The following is a 20,830-nucleotide window of genomic DNA, read 5'->3' as shown; positions in this document are numbered from 1 at the left end:
ATTTGCTTCTGATACAGTCAATAATATTTTCAGTATCGCAACGGTGGAAATATTTACACAAAAGGCAGGCAGTATATCCGCGGAAAGAGTTCCTCCTGCTAGACGTATCTTTACTATAGTATGGCCCCAGAGATTCTTGATACAGAAGGAGTTGACGCGGCACAGTGTCTGATCAATAATATCCAAGATGCCGTTGTTGGATTTGAGCTTGTTAATAATACACCGATGATTCGAGAGGCAAATGAACCATTTATTGAAACATTTGGTTATCCAAGAGAGAAAATTGTTGACGCTCCGCTCAATGAGTATATTGTTCCAGACTGGCTTAGAGAAGAAGCAACTATACTTGATAAGCGGACAGACGCTGGAAAAGTGAACTATCAGCATGTACGGCGAAAAACGAGCAGTGGGCTGCGAGAGTTCCTGTATCGTGGAATCCCGTACAATGGGGCAACTGTTGACGGATATGCAATCTACATTGATGTTACTGAAGTGGTTCAACAGGAGCAGCAGCTAAAAGTATTCAATCGGGTGCTTCGTCATAACCTCCGTACAGAAGCAACAGTTATTAGCGGAAATATTGAGCGACTGCTAACAACTGTCCAAAAGACACCTGAGAATAGGAAGGAGACTATAATGGCAATAAAGGAAGCGGCTGACAATCTTGAGTCGCTTTCTGAGGAGGCATCTCAGATTACTCAACTTCTCCGCGATTCTTCTCAAAGTAGTGGAGATGTCGAATCTCACTCGCTTCTACAAGAAAGTGTTGCCAAAGCACAGGAGAAATATCCGGACGCATGTATCACATCAGAGCTATCAGATCAAAGTTATATTCGTGCTAATGATCAGTTGAAACCAGCTATCAACGCACTGCTTGAAAATGCAGTAGTACACAATCCGTCAGAAACACCGCATGTAAGAATATCGACTGAGCACACTGATAAGGGAGCATGGACCGATATCATAGTTGATGACGATGGACCAATAATTCCAGAGACAGAACGGAAAATAATTACTGGAGATGCAGAGATAACACCGCACCAGCATGGGAATGGACTAGGACTCTGGTTAGTCAAGCTCACGGTTGATTGTCTTGGCGGCGACATCATATTCGAGGAAAGTCCAGTTGGCGGGAATCGTGTTCGTCTACGGGTTCAAACAGCAACAAAATCACTATAGTGAGTTATAACCGGTGTCGAGACAATCTCATTGGATGCAAAGTCAGTTGCCCGAAGCTATCAAGACTCGGATCAAGGTGCTTTTGAAAGGAGTTTTTGGCTTATTCTTCGGTCAGAGTGAGCAGTATAACATACTTACAGCGGTAGCAAGGCGAAAGCCCATTGGCTTTAGCCGTGGGATGAAGCCGATATGATATGCCACAAGCTACGTGACACAGACCAGTTGTAATCCCAACGTTTATTTTATCAGAGGGGTTATCATTCTGCGGACATGTGACATGCTGCTGCGGGGAACGCACTCATGCTCAAGATGGCCACGAGTGCGTCTCAACTCTTACACAACTTACACACCTTTGCAGCCCAACCAGCAGCGGTTGGCATGTCATCACAGGACTCCCGATCCGTGGCTGGAACGGAGAGTCAGGCCGATGGCCCGGCCTGCTGCTCACGGTGCTGGACGCCCGCGAGTGTCACTCCGTCATTGGAGGGCAACACCGAGTGGATACTCAAGACGCCACACCCTCTTGTGAGGGCCGAAGGTGCATCAGCGAACCCGCACGTTCACAGCCGGGGTAATCAACTGGTTGGATTACCCACGGAGGAATCCCACGGCTTCAGCCGTGTGGAGGAGGTCAAGATGGTAGCGAGGCAAACACCCACCGGCTTCAGCTGTGGGAGGAAGTCAAAGTTATCAAACAGTAAATAGCTATGAGATGAGAGTCCTGAAGCATTCGGGGTGTTCTGTTTGCGAAGGGTATCAAGACAAGCTCCAGGATACTCAGCGTGTTCCGTCCATAGAAGACCGGCTGTTTACTCGGATCGGTTACAATTATTTCGTGCAGCACGGAGAAATCCTTGGTTTCTGAGATTCGTATTCCAGCGTTTCAAAAATGCATCAATGTCGAGTCCAGTTTTATCATATTTGTGGACTAAGGGATGCTGTGTGTACTCAATGGGTATCCACTGGTCATCATCAATAGCAAAGACAACTTCAGGGTCACACATCAGATCACCACGTTGTACGTAGTGGTGGGCAACACTTACTTGACAATCTGCGATTCGCTCGATTGTGAGATCATCATATCCCTGTACAGTAATTGTGACTGGATCATTAATATCTAGTTCATCAATTGACTCGATGTTCATTGCGCGTAGTATTTCTCGTACTACATTCATGACAGGCTGCACTGCCTTCGGGTTGTGATTTGAATGTGTGGACTCAATGGATATCCTTCATTATCGAAACAATCATTTCCGGATATCTGTGATGTCGCAAGTAAACGATGCCATGGCACATCACATCTGATTTTGAGACATATGAAAAGGCCAGACAGGAGTTCACTTGGGACTTTCCGTCGGAATACCATCCAGCACGAGACCTAATCACAAAACATCCGAATGTGGAAAAACAAACAGCATTGATTGATGCAGCTGCCGGTCAAGAATACACATTTACCGAGATTAACCAAATGTCAAATAGGCTCGCGAATGCACTTTCTGAGATTGGAATAACGGCCGATGACCGCGTTGGTGTTGTTAGTCCGCAGCGAGTAGAAACACCGGTATCACATCTTGCAATCTGGAAGCTCGGAGCCATTACAGTCCCGATGACAACGATGTACGGTACCGACGCTATCGCATATCGACTCTCCGATTCAGATGCAAAAGCCGTTATTTTTGATCCATCTGTTGATCAAGCAGTTGCCAATGCTGCAGCAGAGTGTGATTCTTTGGAGCACGCGATAATACTTGATGAACACCAGTGGTATGACGGATCCAAGTCACAGAAATCATCAGACCTGACATATCCTGTTAAAACCAGTTATTACGAAAACAAAATTGAGAACCAATCAACTGAGTTTACTCCTCCATCTGGATCAGTCACAGATGGAAGTGCAGTTATGTACACGTCAGGATCAACTGGTAAGCCAAAAGGTGCGTTACACTCACACGCTCTCTGGCTCGGCCGAGCCGCTGCTGCGTTCAATTTCTTTGATGGGAACATGGACTCGGCTGCAATTAATTGGACGCCAGCTGATTGGGCATGGGGATCCGCACTTGGAGGGTTATTAATGGGATCGTGGCACTACGGCGTTACTGTCGTCGCAGCACCAATGCAGGGGTTCGATCCGGAATCAGTGTATACGCTTTTAGAAGAGCAAACTATCACGAATGCTCTGATCCCACCGACAGCACTGCGCATGCTCATGGAAGAATCGCCAGAGTCGTATGACTTGTCGCTAAAGACGATTGCCTCGGCTGGGGAACCCTTAACCCCTGAGATACTCACATGGGCAGATGAAACGTTTGAGTCATTGACAGTTAATGAATATTATGGACAAACAGAGCTAAATTTAGTTGTATCAAATGCATCTCGTTGGTTTGAGGTGCAGCCGGGAAGTATGGGCAAACCGCTCCCTGGGTATGACGTAAAGATTCTTGATCCAGAGACATATGATGAGTTACCACCCGGCGAAGTAGGTGAGATTGCAGTTAAACCAGAGAACGATGAAGTTTTCTTTGATCGGTATATCAACAGATCACAAGCAACAAAAGAAAAACAGCATGATAGGTGGTATTTAACCGGCGATCATGCATCAATGGACGAAAACGGATACATTTGGTTCAAATCACGTGCTGATGATGTTATTATTACATCAGGATATAGGGTTGGACCGTTAGAGGTCGAGCAGGTCCTATTGAAGCATCCAGCAGTAGAACAGGCAGGTGTTATTGGTATCCCAGATCAGACTAGAGGGGAAATCATCAAAGCATACGTTGAGTTAACAGCAGAGGCGGAGCCGAGCAGTCAGCTTCGAGAAGAACTACAAGAATTGGCAAAGGATCGTTTAGCAACTCATGAGTATCCTCGAGAAATTGAATTTGCTGACTCACTGCCAATGACAAGTAGTGGTAAAATACAACGAACAAAGCTGCGAGAAAATAACTAGTGATAGCTCCAAGACGACAATGACAACTAATGCGTCATTGGGAAGATAGCGTAACTGGTTTGAAGGATATTATACTACCAGTAGTTATACCGATTGTAGAGCATCTTCCTATGAAACACCTCCCTAAGCATTTACAACCGCGCTATCGATATCTTGCAGTGGAGTTTACGCTCGCGCATGAACGGTCAGTGACGCGTGAAGAATTTCAGAAAGCTTGTTGGGTCTCTGCCAGACAGTTGTTAGGAGATACAGGAAGTGCCAACTGTGGACTCCAGGTTGTTAAATTCACGTTCAACAACGAGCACGGAAAGGCAATTGTGCGGGTTCGGAGGAACACTGAGTCAAAGGCTCGAGCTGCAATAGCATGCATTGCTAAGATTTCTGACACCCCAGCATTTATATTTATCAGAGGAACGAGCGGGACGGTACGTTCCTGTGAAGAAAAGTATTTACACGGCCCGAGTTTATAAACAAACAGAGAATTGTCGTGTTCAAAATCGGACCGGAGGATCAATATGATATCTATAATTGATATCCAACTTCTGTCCGATTATAACACGACCCAATTCCAAATTAATCTTAAGTGATACTACTATGCAGGGACAAGCTCAACAGCAGGCCTATGATCGCGGAATAACGATCTTTTCACCAGATGGTCGACTTTATCAGGTCGAGTATGCTCGCGAGGCAGTAAAGCGTGGAACAGCAAGCATCGGTATTCGGACAGAAGACGGCGTTGTGTTCGCCGCTGACAAGCGGATTCGATCGCCATTGATGGAGAGAACAAGTGTCGAAAAGATTCACAAGGCAGATGATCATATTGGGATCGCTTCGGCTGGTCATGTTGCGGATGCGCGACAATTGATAGACTTCGCACGCCGACAAACGCAGGTTAACCAACTCCGATATGGCGAGCCAATTGGTGTTGAAACGCTTACAAAAGAGGTTACTGATCATATTCAGCAATATACGCAGGTTGGTGGGGCACGTCCGTTTGGTGTCGCACTTATTATCGGCGGTATCGAAGACGGTACACCTCGGTTATACGAGACGGATCCGTCTGGAACGCCGTATGAATGGCAAGCACTCGCTGTCGGGGCTGATCGAGGTGAACTTCAGGACTATCTTGAAGAAAATTATGAGGAAGGGATGGATCTTGAAGGAGGTATCAAGCTTGCACTGAACGCGCTTGCGTCGGTAAATGAAGAAGAACTTCGGCCAGAGGGAGTCGGCATGGCAACAATCGATGTTGAGTCAGAGCAGTTCATCACGCTAACAGACGAAGAAGTCGAAGAGTATCTTGCGACAGAAGAGATCCTTGAAGAGCCTGAGGAAGACGAAGAATAATCTTTGTTTGCTTTTTTAAGCAGACAATGAGATCCAGAACCAACAGGCAACACTAACCAATCTCACAGTTTCGTTGGATAAGTTCTTTTATTCGGGCACTCCTATCCGCTGATATGATATCTCTTGACGAGGCTGTCACAGCAAAGCTTGAATCACATGGAACGCGATTTGAAGTGCTCGTTGATCCAGATGCTGCCTTAGCAATCAAACGAGGGGAATTTGAAGGAGAGCTTGAGGATGTGATTGCTGCAGAGGATGTATTCGAGAACGCTTCTCGAGGTGACCGGCCAGCAGAATCAGATCTAGAGGAAGTATTCGGTACTACAGAGCCACTTGAGATTATCCCGGAAGTAATTAGACAAGGAGAGATTCAAATTACGGCCGAACAGCGGCGAGAAATGCAGGAGCAGAAACGGAGATCGTTGATAAATAAGATTGCTCGTAATGCGGTTAACCCACAGATGGACAACGCCCCCCACCCGCCAGAACGTATTGAAAGCGCTCTTGAAGAAACCGATTTTCGAGTTGACCCAATGGAAACGGTCGAGTCACAGATTGACGATGCACTTGATGCATTACGGCCAGTGATTCCGATTCGTTTTGATGAGGTGACAGTAGCTGTTCAGGTTTCGGCCGATTACGCCGGAAGTGCTCAAGCAAAAATTCGTGAGTTTGGTGAACTAGACCGTGAAGAGTGGCAACCAGATGGAGGATGGATCGGAGTACTCACGTTTCCGGCAGGTCTGCAGGACGAGTTTTACAATCTGGTCAATGAGGAGACGAGTGGAAACGCAGAAACACAAATCATTCGAGACGAAGACGATATCAAGACCCGTTGATCTCCCCTTCCACAAGGAGATTATACGACGCCTCGCACGCTTACAAGCAAGATAGAGAGACTCAAAAAGATAGGGGCTGAAAGATACGGCAGTTAGAGAGTCTGTCAATTAGAGGCACGGCAACGATGACAGGGGGCTTGGGCCGGGGCATTCTGTCGGAGCGTAATCTTCCATCGACGCTCCATTTTCTGCTATGTCTGGTTCAATAATAATGCTGGCTGTATATTAAATATCAATTTTAGCTTTGTCAGACACTATGCTAAATACTCAAAGTTAAGCACACTATTTGGAGGAGACACAAAGATATATGGTAAGAAGTTATACATGAAAATATTGTATTATGTGAGTCGAGTAATCTTGATTATTCACCGTCGGAATCTATTAGCTCACTATCTATCTCGCTGTGTTTTGTTAATTGCGTTTCTTCAAGTGTTTCCTCAACGCGTTCAGTGATTTCAGCTGTTTCAGCACTCACTAATGCCGGACGTCCACTTGTTACTAACGTTGGTCGCCGAATCAGCCCTGTTACATGTTGTTTTGACTCGACATCGACAAATCGGCTTGAACAATAGGGGCATTGAGGAGTCGTGAGTTGTGAAAGTTGAACTTTTGACCCACATTCAGCGCATCGAGCTTTAGTGATATTCTGGCGGTTAGCAGTTTTCATTATATCTGACAGTAAGTCTTGCTGAGCATATTTCTTAACAGCCGGATCCAGAAGTTCTCGTAATTCGAGTAATGATTCGCCAAGAACCTTCGACTTCTCAATGGAATTATCTGTTTGTTCCAAGAGTGTTATCAGCGTTTTTTCATATTTATTGAACCCATCATCCAAATTTGAGCGGACTTGTGTCATATCAGTAGCATGCCCATCGACACGTTCTTCGCCGTCCTCTATGTCTGATGTGATATCCTTGAGCTCGTGCTGATGGTGAGAGTGCTCGTGATGGTTTGGTGCTTTTTGCTCGGATTCCAACTTTACCTCGGTTATTCGGTCACGGAGATCATTGATCAATTCCTGCTGGGATGATCGAAGGTCTTGGATTGTCTGCTGAAACTGCTGGTCAGACACCGCTGTGGGTGAATTGCCCTCTTCGAGTAGTTGCTTGTGTGTCTGCAACAGAAGTTGAAGATATGCGTCAGAATCCATTTCCTGTTGACTTGCTTTTTCAGTCACCCACTGATCCAATTCTTCTGGAAGGGTGACTGTATTTGTCTTATTGACAGCAGAGGAAGCTTCTATAATATTATTACCTTGTTGTATCAGCTCAGTAAGTTCGTCTCGAAGTTCGATTAGTCGCTTGTGTTCTGTTGTAAGTAAGAACTCGCTTTGGCGCTCTCGGAGATCTATTATGGATTGTTTTGCCTGTCTTGCCCCTGATATTGCCTGTTCAAACTCATCGGCATCAATCGAGTCGCTATCTTGTTGATAGGTGCGTGCTAAATTCTGAAGTTGATCTCTTTTCTCGGCTGCGGTTTCCAGTTGTTTCTCATACTCTGAGGCAGCTGTGGACCGGTTAGATTTAATTTCGCTGGCATTTAGACTACCCCGAGTAATCGACATTGCAATGTTATCCGGAAGAACGCGGAACGGCAAACTCCGTTCTTGGGACGCTAGTCGCTGCTTAAGATCGTCATATGTTGGGACATCAATGTCATCAGACATGGAATATCAAACGGGAAGTGCCCTCAATAGCTATGCTAAGTAACGATAACATATCAGTTTCCGGTATCTATGTCAAGTAATAACTCATCAAGAAAAAAGACACTGATTATATACAAGACAGAGTAAGAACAAGAAATTCCCTTAGGTGACACATGTCCAAACGAGATAAGTCCCATGGAAAAGATGATGACTCCAAAGATCAGCAGGAAATAGACGATATTATTACAGACATACAGTTTTTGACAGCTCTTTTTATATTGGCTGGGATGGCGGTTGTTAGCTATCTATTCATCGGGGACTTACTTGGAGTGCGGATTTTGAGGACAGTAGATGGGATTACAGAAGGAAAGATACGTTCTGTTGCCGAAGTTGCATTGCAAACAGCGTTCTTTTTTCCACTGGTCATTGCTGCTTTCTTCGGGGCGATAACACAAGCGTGGTCAGGAGCAAAAGAAGAGATTGTAGTTGCTATAGCTGGAACTAGCGTAGGAATCGGTACTATAATATACGTACTTATTGTGGGATATGCTGTTGGAATCACTGCTGGTCCAGTATCCCCTTCATTAACTGGTCTAATATTGCATTCATTGCTTGTGGGGATTGTCGCGACTGCCACAGCCGCAATAAGCACAATTGCCGTCCGAATACTTCGGTGAATCACCTCCATTCTGCTCTCTCCGACAGCATCTCGATGACAGGAGTTGGCCCCTACAGGCAGATAGGACAATACCTGAATCATTATTCAAGTTATAAAAACGGCGGTATCCGCCGGGATGCGAAAATATAGCTTTCTTTCATAGATAGATAGTGTATGTCAGAAAGTGCAATTCTTATAACCGGAGCTAGTGGTGGATTAGGAACAGCAATTGCAGCAGAACTTGCGACAAGCTCTCGAGAATTTGTGTTGGCCGCGCGTTCGACAGGGGCACTTGAGGAAACAAAATCAATTGTAGAAGAAAATGGAGCGAAAGCAACGATTCACTCGATTGATGTTCAGAACGAAGACGAAATTACAGCAATGCTTGAAGAGGCATCTGTCGACACACTTGATCTTGTGATACCGGCTGCAGCGATTACCTCGCCGACAAGTGGAAATGTTCCCCTTCCAGATGAATCATACAACGACTTTCAGACAGTATGGAGGACCAATGTCTACGGGGTATTTGCAACAGTTAAGGAATCACTTCCGTATCTATCAGAGTCTTCTCGTGTGTTAGTTCCATCTGGAACAGTTGCCCGTAAACCAACCGAAGGCGTCGGTGCATACGGCGTCTCAAAAGCGGCAGCCGAAGGACTTGCTCGTAATTTTTCTGCTGATATCTCGGCAACTGTCGGAATCGTTGATCCAGGACTAGTCGCAACCGAGATTACGGGAGGAAAGGGCCGCGACCCAGAGGATGTCGCTGCAATGTTTGAGTGGGCAGCATTCGAGTGTGAAACTGAAACTCTCGATGGATCAATTGTCGGGCTGCGAGAATGGAAACAGGCGATTAGATGAAATACCTCAAAGTCGAAGCCCAAGACACTCAGCCTGGCTCTTCTGTAAGCCCAGTCATCACAAAGCAAGAAATCTATACCAGTTGCAATACCACTCATAGATAATGCTATCAGACGAAACGATAATCGTTACTGGGGCAAGTCAGGGACTTGGCGCGTCAATGGCAAAACGGTTCGCAACAGAAGGCGCAAATGTGGTATTAACCGCAAGAAACGAGGAAAAGCTACAAGACGTCGCATCTACAGCGGACGGAGAAACACTTGTAATTAGATCAGATGTTACCGACGAAAAAGCAGTTCAGCGTGTCGTATCAGAGACACAAGAGCAATACGGAACAATAACAGGATTAGTCAACAATGCAGCAATTGGCTTGTTGAGCTTATATGATGAGCAGCACCCACTGTATGAAGTCAATGTTGAAGATTTTCGCCGTATTCTTGAGGTAAACGTCACAGGGGCATTCCTCTATTCAAAACATGTCGTACCTGAAATGCTATCCCAAGGACGAGGGAATGTAATAAACATCTCATCTGGGCTGGGACGTCGAGCCTCGACTAACTGGGGCCCATACGTGACATCAAAGTGGGCACTGGAAGGAATGACACAAACGCAAGCATTGGAACTTGAGTCAACAGGAGTGAATGTAAACGGACTCGATCCCGGTGGACGCGTAGATACCGGGTTTTGGGATCATCTGCCGGAGACGGAGCGAGATAATATTCTTGATATTGATGTCATGAATGATGCTGCTGTACAACTTCTTGCACAGGGTCCAGACGGCATTACCGGGGAATCAATGCCAGCTCAAGATTGGGAACAAAAGTTTAGCTAAGTCTATCACTCTGAACCTTGCTGACTTCCTCTCACAGCTGAAGCCAGTTGGGGTTCGCTTCGCTACTGCTGTATATTCTGTCAGATTGACGTTGGTACCAGAATCAATCACTCGTCAGATCGATACTCTTTCCGAACGCCGGGTTCGATGAAGTCATCATCGTGTCGTACAGAGTTGCGATCAGCCCGTTTCTTCCATTGCTTGATTCCGGTCTCAAAGAACCCTGAGTCCTCAAACAGGTGTTCACATAGCGCATTCAGTTCGCGCCACCCACGTAATTCAAATGGGGAAGAAGCGCGCCCACTGACAACATATGGAGCATCAGCATCTTGCACCAATTCGTATAATTTTTGTAGGTTTTGGATATGCCGAACACGAGATCCTCCAGCAGTTTGTAAAACTGGCCGTAATCCAAACTCAATACAGACATTGTTTTCATTAGCAGCATGAGCATATACGTGATTGAAATCACCACCGTGTATCATCGGTTCAGATAGAACATCAATCAATTCATGCTCAACAGCAAAGCGATTGAGTGGACTTGAGGCACCCCGAAGAACCAACAGGTCGCACTCTGATCGGTATTGACCTATTAACCCACTTGCCTGCTCTTTGCTTTCCGGACGAAGTTCAATGGCATGAACTAGGTTAAAATCCTCGGAGATTTCAGCAAAGTCTTCTCGGTGAATATCTGTTCCTGGCGGGGTCCGTATGATTAATCCCTGATAGCCAATTTTTGAAGCAAATTCTATCCCTTGCTGAATCGTTTGTGGGTCTTCTGCCCGGATCGTTTCGTAACGCTGCATGTCTCAGTGGGAAGTCAATCAGTGTATTGGTCGATTAATTCACGCACATTTTCAAGCGCGTACTCGCGTTTGGCGGGATAAGCCTCAACTTTTGCTCGAAATGTGATTCCTTCGCCAACAGCGACTTCCCCGTTGAATGCCTTCTGTTTATCCAGACGAATAAACAGTTCCGTGTTGTCCGTTACACGGTCGTCAATCTCTGTGGAGATCGTATCAAGCACATCTCCCTCAGCAAGTTGTGATAGAACATGTCGAATTTCATCTGCATTTTCAACACGAGCAGAGAAAACTAATATTCGGTCACCGTAGTGACCTTCACTCTCGTGTTGTTCTATGTGGGTATCTTCGGGTAAGAAACGTCGAAGTGCCCGCTCAACCCCCTTGTCGTCTTCTGTTGCATAACAGAATGCTCGCAAGTCAACATAATGGAGCGGAACACTACCCATGTATGTGTTATTCTTCAACAGCTTCTATCTGATCAGCCGAAATACCTGCTTCTTGGCCTTCGTCAAAGCTAACTGTATAGTTTGCATCGCCAAACATTGTCTCCATTACCTGTGTGATTTTACCTTCTTGACCATCGTACTCGCTGTGTTCATCGTGGAGAATGACACGATCGCCTTCTTCGAAGCTCATATCCACAAATGAGCCTTGTTGATAAAAAAAGGAAGCGGTTCATACTACAGAAGGCAAAGAGAGACTTTTGAATATGACCCAAAATATCCTATCTCGATCAAATGTCATAACAGTCGTTGAAAGCACGCTTATTCTATTCAGTAGTGTTTCCAAGCTCTGGTCGGTATCAGAAAGACTCAAAGCAAGAGGAATACCGCCGTCCGTACACACATAAGAAGACAGTAAAGTTGGCCTTCAGATCAACTCGCTCGCCGTCGCATACCCGCCGTCTTTGCAGGTTGTGAAGTACCTCGACGACCGTCCGGTCGAGACCGCGAAGAACGGCCTCCAACGAATCGGGTCCCACTCCGGATACGGCTTCGGAAAACTGCGGCTGAAGCTCCTCGGCGAACAGTATCAGGAATCATAGACGTAACGATTAACTGGCCACCAATAGAACACTAGAATCAGGATGAATCGGGCGAGAAAAATACAGCGGTGCGGCTGAATAACGAAATCGTATTACCAACAACTGATAGCATGACCGATAGCTATCTGTTTATCCAACGCATATTGTAGGATACGATGAGAAACACCGAGCTCCGGTTTCGCTCGGAACAAGCGGATCAGGTCTCCGAGCAACTTTATTATGATCTCCGGGGCCAATACGACCCATATCGAGAGTACACGTTATCTCATAGTGTGAGCCGGTCACGCTACAGGACACTACTAACGCGAATTCTTGAATATCGAGTTCCATACGGAGTGCAGACACTCGCATATCGGTCTGATGGAGCAATCCTGCTTGTCCATCACGATGAGGTAAATCAATGGGTCCTCCCTGGTGGACAACCCACCTCGCGTCAAGAATCACTGAAAAAGACAGCCAAGCGTGAATTGCAGGAAGAAGCAGATATTACTGGAGAGTATGAAGGTCTCGCGCTGCTCTTTCAAGTACATATTTCACACGGGCAACATCAAACGCAGGGAATACTCCCAGTATTTCGTGCTGTCGCAGCATCTACTGACTGTCATGCAGATGACCCAGATGACGAGATTACCGCTGCCAAGTGGTTCCATTCACTCCCGGAGAACACCAGAGATCGAGAATACATACAAGCATATCAGCAGGGTCTACAGAAATAGCAGGCAGAGTGCCTCGGGGTCGTTTGGAAATCGAAGATTTTCATGATGACGAGACGCTTTGCGTCTCGAACCACTTGACTCCGAGGGTGAATGCCGTCGAAATATTATACAAATTTAATATGTTCGAGATATAATACACTGACAACGGCCAGAAACAAACTGTTCAACGTATGGAAATGAAGACCTCATTTCCTTCGCTGGCCGTTAGATTGGAACTGCGACTCCTCTTAACACCGTCCATTGGGCATGAGACAGGAGTTGTCGGGCGGTGGTGGAGCCGCCGACTCCCACGGACACAACGAGTGTCCGGGTGTGAATTCCAGCCGACTCCTCACGGAGAAAGTCGGGAGGAATTACATTTGCCTGCGGGTGCGGTGCGGTCCCAAGACGGCGAAGCCTCGGGGCTTGACACCGAGGTACTTCACTGGGGACATGAGCTCTCAAAGACTAAACCACATGATCTCAGCTCGTTTCACTAGTAGAGAGATCATCAGAAGGTGAGATTGTGGAGTACCGTTCCAATTTTCAGTAGTTTTTGGCACCAATCAGATGTAATTGGTACTGCGAGCGGCTGGGCCTCGCTCTCGACTTGACCACCATCTATTTTCGTGCCTCTCGGTCGGCTCACCGGGCGGCTCGTTGGCCCTTCAGATGACGTTCCCGGCACCAGCGGGGCGCATGGTTGGTCATCGAAGCACGCACACCTGCGGAACGGCGAGCAAGCGTGTGGGATGCTAGCTGCCACGATGACCGCCCAGAGCGTCCATGGAGGCCGATGGTCGCCGCCATCGTGCCAGCACATACTACAACCGCCACCAAGAAAATATTCGCCACCCATAGTGAACGTGGTTGTTGAGTCAGTACCAACTACTACGACATCTTACTGAATTTCGTAACAGTCACACAACCCCAGAGGGCCTCGGCTTGTTCTTTCTATAGAGAGCGAACTCTGGAACGTGGTTCTAAGATTGGTCTCTTCTCACGAATTTCGTCTTGTTTCGAAGGTAAGATGCAAGATTTGACAGTATGGATTACATTCTCACAGAACGCTTTTAGTTATGAGGATTCATAATATAGGTATGTCTGTCGTCAGTCCAGCACACCTTGGCGTCGCACGTCGACCACATTCTTCTTCCATTAGTGCGATGACAACATTTTCGATGTGCAAACTGGCGACAGGGTTTAAATGGGGGACACGAGGGCTCCAATTCAATCAACAATCTAGTCTTCGATTGTTGGATCGTCCACGTCTGCCCTCCCGCAGACGATATCTCCCGCCGGCCGTGGGTGATGGCCGTCCAAACTAGGGTATGAGTGTCTCCCAACATCCGATTGCATTACGTATAGAGCAAGCAGTAGGTGGACAAGCCGCGCTGCTAGCAACGGTAATGTTCCTACCGCTAATTGATGGAGTGTTTGCAGCACTAGTCCTCGCTGGCGCGTTGGATTCAATCGCGGGCGTTGTAATGGTTGGTTTACTCATCTTCGCAGGCAGTGCCACTGTTGCTGTAATTGTTGCTGAGTTTGATGGTTCACCGACTGAATGTGCTAAGATTGTCCTGCTTGTCGGTATTCCATTAATTATCCTGTCAGCGGCAGTAGCTGCGCTTGCTCCAACGATCGCCAGCGTGATCGACTTGGCGATCTTCGAGCGGTTTGCAGCATTGGTCATCCTCGCTATTGCAGCTCAAACTGCAAGCGCCAAGATCGGACAATACCTGCCAAAGCCAGCTGTCATTATTGGGTTAGGGCTAATAGCGAGTATCAATCCATCTGGTGCGGAGTTTGCTCTTGCTCCAGAAGTTGACTTAATCATAAAAGGAGCAGCAGCAGCAGGGATCGGCGTGGTATTCTCCCTGCTACTGGCACTAGGAGGTCCACAACTGCGTTCAAATGTCGACCTTGACCGATTCCGTTTCGGTAGTGCTGTTTCACTGGGACTGCTCCCACTTTCCATCCTTGGAGCGCCATTCGGAGAGTACGCTCCACTTGCGGTCTTGGTGATGTCAGCTGTGTTCGCATATAATCCGAGTGAAGATACGGTAGAGGCACCTGCCAAGGAGATAGAAGAAGGCTATGCCCAGCTTGAACACGAGGATGAGGCTGAACGGGCTCCGTGGTTGTGATCTCCACAAAATGGATTAGAAACATAGAGAGAACTATTGAGGTTCGTATGTTTTTAGTTGATTACAGGCGGTAAGCCACCTTCCTCAAGGAGCCGCCAACGGCGGCGAGTAGGCAGGGGTAGTTCACCAAGCTACGAACGGAACCATTTTGACCGTTCATAGCACATATCTTGGCTATGAGCGTATCAGTTGGTATTATCGGGGCAACTGGTGCTGTTGGACAACGATTAATCCAGCTGCTTACAGACCACCCCGACTTTGAGATTCAGGCATTGACCGCAAGCGAATCCAGTGCAGGAAGACCATATAAAGAAGCTGCAAAGTGGCAAGCAAAAGGCCCGATTCCTGAGTCAGTTGCCGATATTACGGTCGTCCCAACAGATCCTGATGAAGTATCGTCAGAAGTAGATTTGATCTTTTCTTCGCTACCATCAGGGGTAGCAGAAAAGGTGGAGCCTGAGTTCGCTAAAGCAGGGTATCTTATTTCATCGAACTCATCAAATGCCCGCCGCGATGACGATGTTCCACTCATCATTCCAGAGGTAAACGCAGACCACCTTGATTTATTGGAGGTACAACAAGATAATCGAGACTGGGACGGGGCAATGTTGAAAAATCCGAATTGTTCAACGATCACGATGGTCCCGCCACTGAGTGAGCTTGATCAATTCGGTCTCGAAGCAGTACATGTTGCAACCCTTCAGGCGGTCTCAGGCGCCGGGTACTCTGGGGTTACGTCAATGGAAATAATCGATAATGTATTGCCGCATATTGGAGGCGAGGAAGAAAAGATGGAAACAGAGACACGGAAATTACTTGGAGAGTTTAACGGAGCAGAGATTCAGTGGCATGATGTCGAAGTATCCGCTTCATGTAACCGTGTTGCAACTCTTGATGGACATCTCGAAAATGTCTGGACAGAGCTTGAGGACAACCCAGCGCCGTCGGCAGTCGAGGCTGCATTCCAAGATGCGGAAACAATCGACCTCCCTAGCGCTCCTAATGAACTAATTCGAGTATTTGAGGAGCCAGACAGACCGCAACCACGGCTTGACCGTAACATCGAAAATGGACAGGCAATTGCTGTCGGGCCTGTGCAAGAAACACCATGGGGTATTCAGTTTGACTGCCTTGCACACAATACTATCCGAGGGGCTGCTGGTGCAAGCGTTCTTAATGGAGAATTACTACTCGAATCGGGATACTTGTGAATTCTTTCAAGCGAGTATCTGTTAGATATAGATTATATTGACCAAGGTCAAAAAATTGATCTAATCCTTCGTAAGCTATGCGTTATCGCTTTCGTCCGATGCTATTGGAGACTGTGCAATGGTTGTATCTATCGGGGTATGTTCATCTGGCAAGTTGGTAATCTGTAGATCTTGTAGAATTTGATCTGTGGGACGACCATCGGAGCTCCACCCCCGCAGATGGTAATAAAGCTGTAGTAGAATCTCGAATTCGTCGTTGTTTACCGTACTTCCGTCTGCTGGTCCTCCCTGCAGGGGTTGAGTGAACTTGCGCGGTAGTTGATCATCCGTTCGGTCGAAGCCCTCGCGGATATTAAATAGCCGAGTTGTTGTCCATGTACGACGGCCTGCGTTCAGCAGATCCACTGGGTCGTATTGGTATCCAAGTTCATTGAGTAACGCTGCACCAAGGTCTGTAGAAATTGCTTCCCCGACAAATGAATCAGCAATTAAACTCCAAAGTACTGCATTAATTGTTTGCTCCTCAATAACTGATTTAACTCGATCCATCACAGTCCAGTTATCTCGATCAAACGCCTCGGTTTCAACGGGGAGTGCGCGTCGATGACATGCCCCCCGATCACTCGTTGCGTATGCTAAGGCCATTGAGATTGAACCGCGAGGATCATATGGAGGAGTGTCCATTGCTTTGATGGTAGGAACTAGAGTTTTGCCTCCATACTCAGCCGCAGCTCGATTTACCCCATCAGCAAGCACATCTCCAAGATTAGTTTCCCTTGTAGCAATGGTGGATAACAGCGATTGTAACGCATCGTGGTCACCAAAATCCAAATTACGGTCGATATGACCTTCGTTTGCAGCAAGGACTGCCCAAGCAATCACATTCCCAGCACTGATGACATCAATTCCAAGTCGATCGCACGCTTGTCCGAGTTCTTTTACTGCATCAAACTCATCAAGCCCGAGTTCAGCACCGAGAGACATCGCGGTTGCACCTCGTGGGACAAACGGTCCATCCTCAGTCTCAAGTCGATACCCTCCAGGAACAGGATCATTATGCTCGCGTTCGTCGGCCAGTTCTTGTATTGTCTGAACGCCAAGTTCCTCTGCATTTTCAAATGTTCCTTCTTGCCACCCCCGCGTTGATAATACACCAACCTCATCCGCAAAATCAATTGTTTCAACAGTCCCACTGGCTGACTGCCATTTCCCTATGTCACTTTCGAGATACTGTTCGCGATAATATGCTGTGAGTTCTGGGTGAGGATCAGGCTCGGGACCATCGGCAATGACAGCCTTGAGTCGTTTAGCACCCATGACGGCACCAGCTCCACCGCGACCAGCTTGATGCTCTCCATATTCGGATGCAATCGTTGCATATGAGACTTGGTGCTCTCCGGCAGGGCCAATACCAGCAATTGACGTATCTTCAAAGTGTTTGGACAGCTCAACTGTATTTAGGCCTTCCAGCTCAGGTGCAGAATAAATATTAGCTTCTCCATCCTGTAGTCTGAGTACAGACAGTTCTGATGCTTGTCCGGTGATGATTACCCCCATATAGTCACCAAGCGCGGTTGTAAGTCGTGATGCGAATGTCCCACCACTATACGAGTCAAGGAATCCACCAGTCAGTGGAGACTTTGTAATAGCAGCGTATCGAGTTTCTCCCGGCAACATACCCGAGAGCGGACCTCGCATAAATAGAAGACAGTTCTCAGGACCAAGAGGATCAACTTCTGCTGATAGTTCCTCATAGAGGTAGCGGACGCCCAGTCCCTTTCCACCGATATACTTCTGTTTCCACGTGTCTGGGATCCGTTCGCTGGTTACCTCCCCATCTGATAGATTAACATACAATATTTGGTCAGGATCCCTGATATTCATTATCGAACACGGGGAGTTACATCAACAAAAGGATTCGGGACTCAGATTATACGTGATAGACCAGAAATCGCAGAGAAGATTCTGCAAAAGTTAATCATACAGGAACCATGAAATACCGATATGGATAAACGTAGTGTATTTCTTGCTGGTCTTGTTGGGATTCTAGCAGTTATTGGATTCTTGGTTATCTCACCATTCCTGCAATACATCATGGGGGCAGCATTGCTTGCGTTTATTCTCTATCCAGTACATGTTCGTCTGGTTGAGGATATCAGGTACGTTGGTCCCCGGGTGTCAGCTGGGTTCTTAACAGCACTGACAATTGTTGTCGCTGTTGTACCGCTACTCATCTTCACGCTAATTATATTCGACACCGTTATTTCATATTTAGAGACATTCCAGGTGGAGGACATTCAAGCAGGGATTGATCAGCTACGAGAGCTAACTGTTGATTTGATAGGTGTAGAACCTGGCGTATTAGAGACCATCGAAACAAGGGTCGTAGAAGAACTACTGGAAGTTGCCGCGTCGATAGTAGACCGATTGTTAGATGAAGTATATGGGCTATTACAAGCAACGATCCGTACCTCTGTTGGATTGTTGTTGCTAATTTTCCTGTTATATTATTTCATAGTTGATGGAAAGACACTATTACACTGGCTTCGTGCTACTGCACCCGTTGAAGATGAGACAATTGACGAGTTGTATGACGAAGTCTCAAAGGTGACCTGGGCAGTTATTGGAAGTCATCTACTTGTTGCCATTGTCGAAGGTATTCTCGGAGGAATTGGACTATATATAGTCGGGTTCCCGAATGCAACGTTTTGGGCAGTCGTAATGATAATTGTCTCCATATTGCCAGTGATTGGCGTTTGGCTTGTTTGGGGACCAGCAGTGATATACCTGCTACTTGTTGGTGATATCTTTGCTGGTATTTTCTTACTGGCATACGGATTAGCAGTTCTTTCTGTTGTCGATAACTATCTTCGAGCTATATTTGTAGACCGAGGATCAGGACTTCATCCGGCGATTGTACTGACCGGAGTGCTTGGGGGGATATACGTGATAGGGATTCTTGGATTATTCTTAGGTCCAGTAATACTGGCCGTGTTAAAAGCGACTGTTGTTGTATTCGTTCGAGATCAAGATGGGCCTCAAGCGCAGTCAGGGACATGAGTCAATCAAATACACGAGGCCGAGCAGTGCTAGCATACAGAGAGTCACCTGTCAAAACAAGAGAACTAACCCGTGACCCAGTGTATTCGAAGGGATGGTTAGATCAGTTTGCTGAATATCTAAAATCAATTGGAGTAACTCCAGTAGAGCGACTACTATCACAGCGACAAGAGCATAAGAAATACAATATTGGCCCCGGGACAGTAAGTGAGATTAGAGAAAAGAGTACTGAAGCAGGTGCTGAGACGGTAGTGCTTGGAAACATACTACATCCGGGTCAGTACACCGATCTTTCCGAAGAGTTGTCCGAGCTGTCCGTGATAGATTACAAGGACGCGATCTATGAAGGGTTCAAAGCTACCTCGAACCCAATTGCCCAATATACTGCACAACGACGAGAATTGCGGAGAAAACGTTGTGCGATAAAACACAGTGAAGTGGTGGGTATATCCAAACAGGATAAATCAGAAAAGGTGATAGAAGATATTGACGCTAGACTGCAATCAGTAAATGAAGCAATCAAAAAAGAGCAGAAACAACGTCGTGACCGAATAAAAGAAACATTGTCTGTTCCACAGCCAAGCATTGCTGTAGCAAGTACTATTGGCCTAATAGAAAAGTGCAAGGCAAGCCAAGGCCAGAAAACCAGTAAAATAGGCCAACACGGTGAAGGTACAGTATCCACAGAAACGGTCAATGACCATGAAGTATACATAATAAGGACAGCACCAATAATCCCAGAAATGCCGGAGTGGTATCAGGAGACGGTCCCTCGATCAGCATATGCGTGGGATCAGGCTGACATTGTACTGCTGGTACGGAGCATAGAGTCTGTGCTTGATACGGGTACCGTCAAAGAGATGATCGGAGGAAGCCTGCTTGAGGTTGAGTACAGTGATTTACCAGCAACCGGCAGGCAACAGCAACCAGTAGTCACCCACTTGCAGGAGCAGATATTTGAAAATATACCAACAACGACAGCACAGATAACGCTCCCGATAAACGATGACGCAATGTCATTCGTGTCAACTGTCTATGGGAAGATATCTGTCAATTCAATTGAATATGGAGATCAGATCAAAATTGAAATTAACGGCATGAGATCTCAAATAGAGCAACTAAAAGAAGAAATAAATGACATAGAGGAAGGGAAAATCGAAGATGAGCAAGAAAACTGATGAGAATTAGGCTTTGGGACATATGTAATGTAATTAGTATTATGTATATTTCTGGAATATAGATAACAGGGACAAAGGTACAAATCAGCATTTGCTCTCAGCAAGGACATACGGATTTCCGACAGAGTGTGAACTTGTGGACTACCACTGTCTGCTCACTTCTCGCTGACGCAGGTCGTTTCTTGAGACAGAGGTTTCCTGATTCCGCGATGTACATTGTTGCGAATGATCGGTTGACACCGTCTGTTCATGCAGGAAACGCAGTCTCCACAGGCGTTAATTTAGTCATACTCTGACCATACGGTGGTGACGAGCGGATACAGTCTGGCCGTAGGTATGATCCCACTCGAAGGCAGACTCACGAAGAGAATCCGTCA

General features: G+C 46.6%; 20 protein-coding genes. 14 read left to right on the top strand and 6 right to left on the bottom strand.

Going from position 1 to position 20,830, the window contains the following annotated elements; all coding sequences use genetic code 11:
* The first annotated feature begins 120 nt into the window (after positions 1-120).
* Entirely contained in the window at positions 121-1,179 is a 1,059-nt protein-coding gene (locus K0C01_RS08680; RefSeq protein ID WP_221169315.1) for a sensor histidine kinase, read from the top strand.
* A gap of 809 nt (positions 1,180-1,988) precedes the next feature.
* Here the strand turns inward: K0C01_RS08680 and K0C01_RS08675 are convergent.
* Positions 1,989-2,354, bottom strand: coding sequence for a DUF6908 domain-containing protein (locus K0C01_RS08675; protein WP_221169314.1), 366 nt, complete (start codon positions 2,352-2,354; stop codon positions 1,989-1,991).
* Positions 2,355-2,461: 107 nt separating this feature from the next.
* Between K0C01_RS08675 and K0C01_RS08670 the strand changes: the two genes are divergently transcribed.
* From K0C01_RS08670 to K0C01_RS08655, 4 genes are all read left to right on the top strand, one after another.
* On the top strand, positions 2,462-4,129 hold the full coding sequence (locus tag K0C01_RS08670) for an AMP-binding protein (protein ID WP_221169313.1): 1,668 nt from the start codon (positions 2,462-2,464) through the stop codon (positions 4,127-4,129).
* Between the two features lie 29 nt (positions 4,130-4,158).
* Complete coding sequence (locus K0C01_RS13085) at positions 4,159-4,599, top strand: Rpp14/Pop5 family protein (protein ID WP_397541128.1); 441 nt, start codon at positions 4,159-4,161, stop codon at positions 4,597-4,599.
* A 124-nt stretch (positions 4,600-4,723) separates the two neighbouring features.
* Complete coding sequence (psmA, locus tag K0C01_RS08660) at positions 4,724-5,476, top strand: archaeal proteasome endopeptidase complex subunit alpha (protein ID WP_221169311.1); 753 nt, start codon at positions 4,724-4,726, stop codon at positions 5,474-5,476.
* Between the two features lie 113 nt (positions 5,477-5,589).
* Positions 5,590-6,315 carry a ribosome assembly factor SBDS gene (locus tag K0C01_RS08655; RefSeq protein ID WP_221169310.1) on the top strand — a complete coding sequence of 242 codons (726 nt, stop codon included), beginning with the start codon at positions 5,590-5,592 and terminating at the stop codon, positions 6,313-6,315.
* Between the two features lie 361 nt (positions 6,316-6,676).
* On the opposite strand, the gene K0C01_RS08650 is transcribed toward K0C01_RS08655, so the two are convergent.
* Complete coding sequence (locus tag K0C01_RS08650; RefSeq protein WP_221169309.1) at positions 6,677-7,981, bottom strand: Rpo12/RPC10 RNA polymerase subunit family protein; 1,305 nt, start codon at positions 7,979-7,981, stop codon at positions 6,677-6,679.
* Positions 7,982-8,133: 152 nt separating this feature from the next.
* Here K0C01_RS08650 and K0C01_RS08645 point away from each other — a divergent pair, with 152 nt between their 5' ends.
* The 3 genes from K0C01_RS08645 to K0C01_RS08635 all read left to right on the top strand — a co-directional run bounded on the left by K0C01_RS08645 (position 8,134) and on the right by K0C01_RS08635 (position 10,311).
* Positions 8,134-8,637 (top strand): hypothetical protein, encoded by a 504-nt coding sequence (locus tag K0C01_RS08645; RefSeq protein WP_221169308.1) that lies wholly within the window; start codon positions 8,134-8,136, stop codon positions 8,635-8,637.
* A gap of 155 nt (positions 8,638-8,792) precedes the next feature.
* Positions 8,793-9,479, top strand: coding sequence for an SDR family oxidoreductase (locus K0C01_RS08640; protein WP_221169307.1), 687 nt, complete (start codon positions 8,793-8,795; stop codon positions 9,477-9,479).
* 103 nt (positions 9,480-9,582) lie between these two features.
* Positions 9,583-10,311 (top strand): SDR family NAD(P)-dependent oxidoreductase, encoded by a 729-nt coding sequence (locus K0C01_RS08635; RefSeq protein ID WP_221169306.1) that lies wholly within the window; start codon positions 9,583-9,585, stop codon positions 10,309-10,311.
* 107 nt (positions 10,312-10,418) lie between these two features.
* Here K0C01_RS08635 and K0C01_RS08630 read toward each other — a convergent pair whose 3' ends face one another.
* Genes K0C01_RS08630 through K0C01_RS08620 form a run of 3 tightly spaced genes read right to left on the bottom strand, consistent with a single transcriptional unit; the run spans position 10,419 to position 11,753 of the window.
* Positions 10,419-11,117, bottom strand: a complete 699-nt coding sequence (locus tag K0C01_RS08630; RefSeq protein ID WP_221169305.1) for an RNase P subunit p30 family protein — start codon at positions 11,115-11,117, stop codon at positions 10,419-10,421.
* Positions 11,118-11,131: 14 nt separating this feature from the next.
* Positions 11,132-11,563 (bottom strand): RNA-binding protein, encoded by a 432-nt coding sequence (locus K0C01_RS08625; protein WP_221169304.1) that lies wholly within the window; start codon positions 11,561-11,563, stop codon positions 11,132-11,134.
* Between the two features lie 7 nt (positions 11,564-11,570).
* Positions 11,571-11,753: a DUF1918 domain-containing protein gene (locus K0C01_RS08620; RefSeq protein WP_221169303.1), complete on the bottom strand. Its 183-nt coding sequence runs from the start codon at positions 11,751-11,753 to the stop codon at positions 11,571-11,573.
* Positions 11,754-12,434: 681 nt separating this feature from the next.
* Here K0C01_RS08620 and K0C01_RS08615 point away from each other — a divergent pair.
* The 4 genes from K0C01_RS08615 (at position 12,435) to asd (ending at position 16,215) form a co-directional block, all read left to right on the top strand.
* Positions 12,435-12,878, top strand: coding sequence for an NUDIX hydrolase (locus K0C01_RS08615; RefSeq protein ID WP_221169302.1), 444 nt, complete (start codon positions 12,435-12,437; stop codon positions 12,876-12,878).
* 1,079 nt (positions 12,879-13,957) lie between these two features.
* Positions 13,958-14,185 carry a hypothetical protein gene (locus tag K0C01_RS08610; RefSeq protein WP_221169301.1) on the top strand — a complete coding sequence of 76 codons (228 nt, stop codon included), beginning with the start codon at positions 13,958-13,960 and terminating at the stop codon, positions 14,183-14,185.
* 3 nt (positions 14,186-14,188) lie between these two features.
* The gene (locus tag K0C01_RS08605) at positions 14,189-15,004 is read left to right on the top strand and encodes a DUF5794 domain-containing protein (RefSeq protein WP_221169300.1); all 816 of its coding nucleotides are present in this window, start codon (positions 14,189-14,191) and stop codon (positions 15,002-15,004) included.
* A gap of 176 nt (positions 15,005-15,180) precedes the next feature.
* A complete protein-coding gene (asd, locus tag K0C01_RS08600) occupies positions 15,181-16,215 on the top strand; it encodes an aspartate-semialdehyde dehydrogenase (RefSeq protein ID WP_221169299.1) in 1,035 nt (344 codons plus the stop codon).
* A gap of 75 nt (positions 16,216-16,290) precedes the next feature.
* Here the strand turns inward: asd and K0C01_RS08595 are convergent, their stop codons facing one another.
* Positions 16,291-18,099: an aldehyde ferredoxin oxidoreductase family protein gene (locus tag K0C01_RS08595; protein WP_255568252.1), complete on the bottom strand. Its 1,809-nt coding sequence runs from the start codon at positions 18,097-18,099 to the stop codon at positions 16,291-16,293.
* 120 nt (positions 18,100-18,219) lie between these two features.
* Between K0C01_RS08595 and K0C01_RS08590 the strand changes: the two genes are divergently transcribed.
* Together K0C01_RS08590 and K0C01_RS08585 are read left to right on the top strand one after the other, a co-directional pair.
* Positions 18,220-19,275: an AI-2E family transporter gene (locus K0C01_RS08590; protein WP_221169298.1), complete on the top strand. Its 1,056-nt coding sequence runs from the start codon at positions 18,220-18,222 to the stop codon at positions 19,273-19,275.
* The gene (locus K0C01_RS08585; protein WP_221169297.1) at positions 19,272-20,453 is read left to right on the top strand and encodes an HflX-like GTP-binding protein; all 1,182 of its coding nucleotides are present in this window, start codon (positions 19,272-19,274) and stop codon (positions 20,451-20,453) included. Before K0C01_RS08590 ends, K0C01_RS08585 begins: the two co-directional genes overlap by 4 nt.
* Positions 20,454-20,830: the final 377 nt, after the last annotated feature.

The organism is Salinarchaeum sp. IM2453, from assembly GCF_019693215.1.
Lineage (GTDB): Archaea > Halobacteriota > Halobacteria > Halobacteriales > Salinarchaeaceae > IM2453.
The sequence above is the reverse complement of the archived record's forward strand: the minus strand, read 5'-3'. Positions and strand labels throughout refer to the sequence as shown.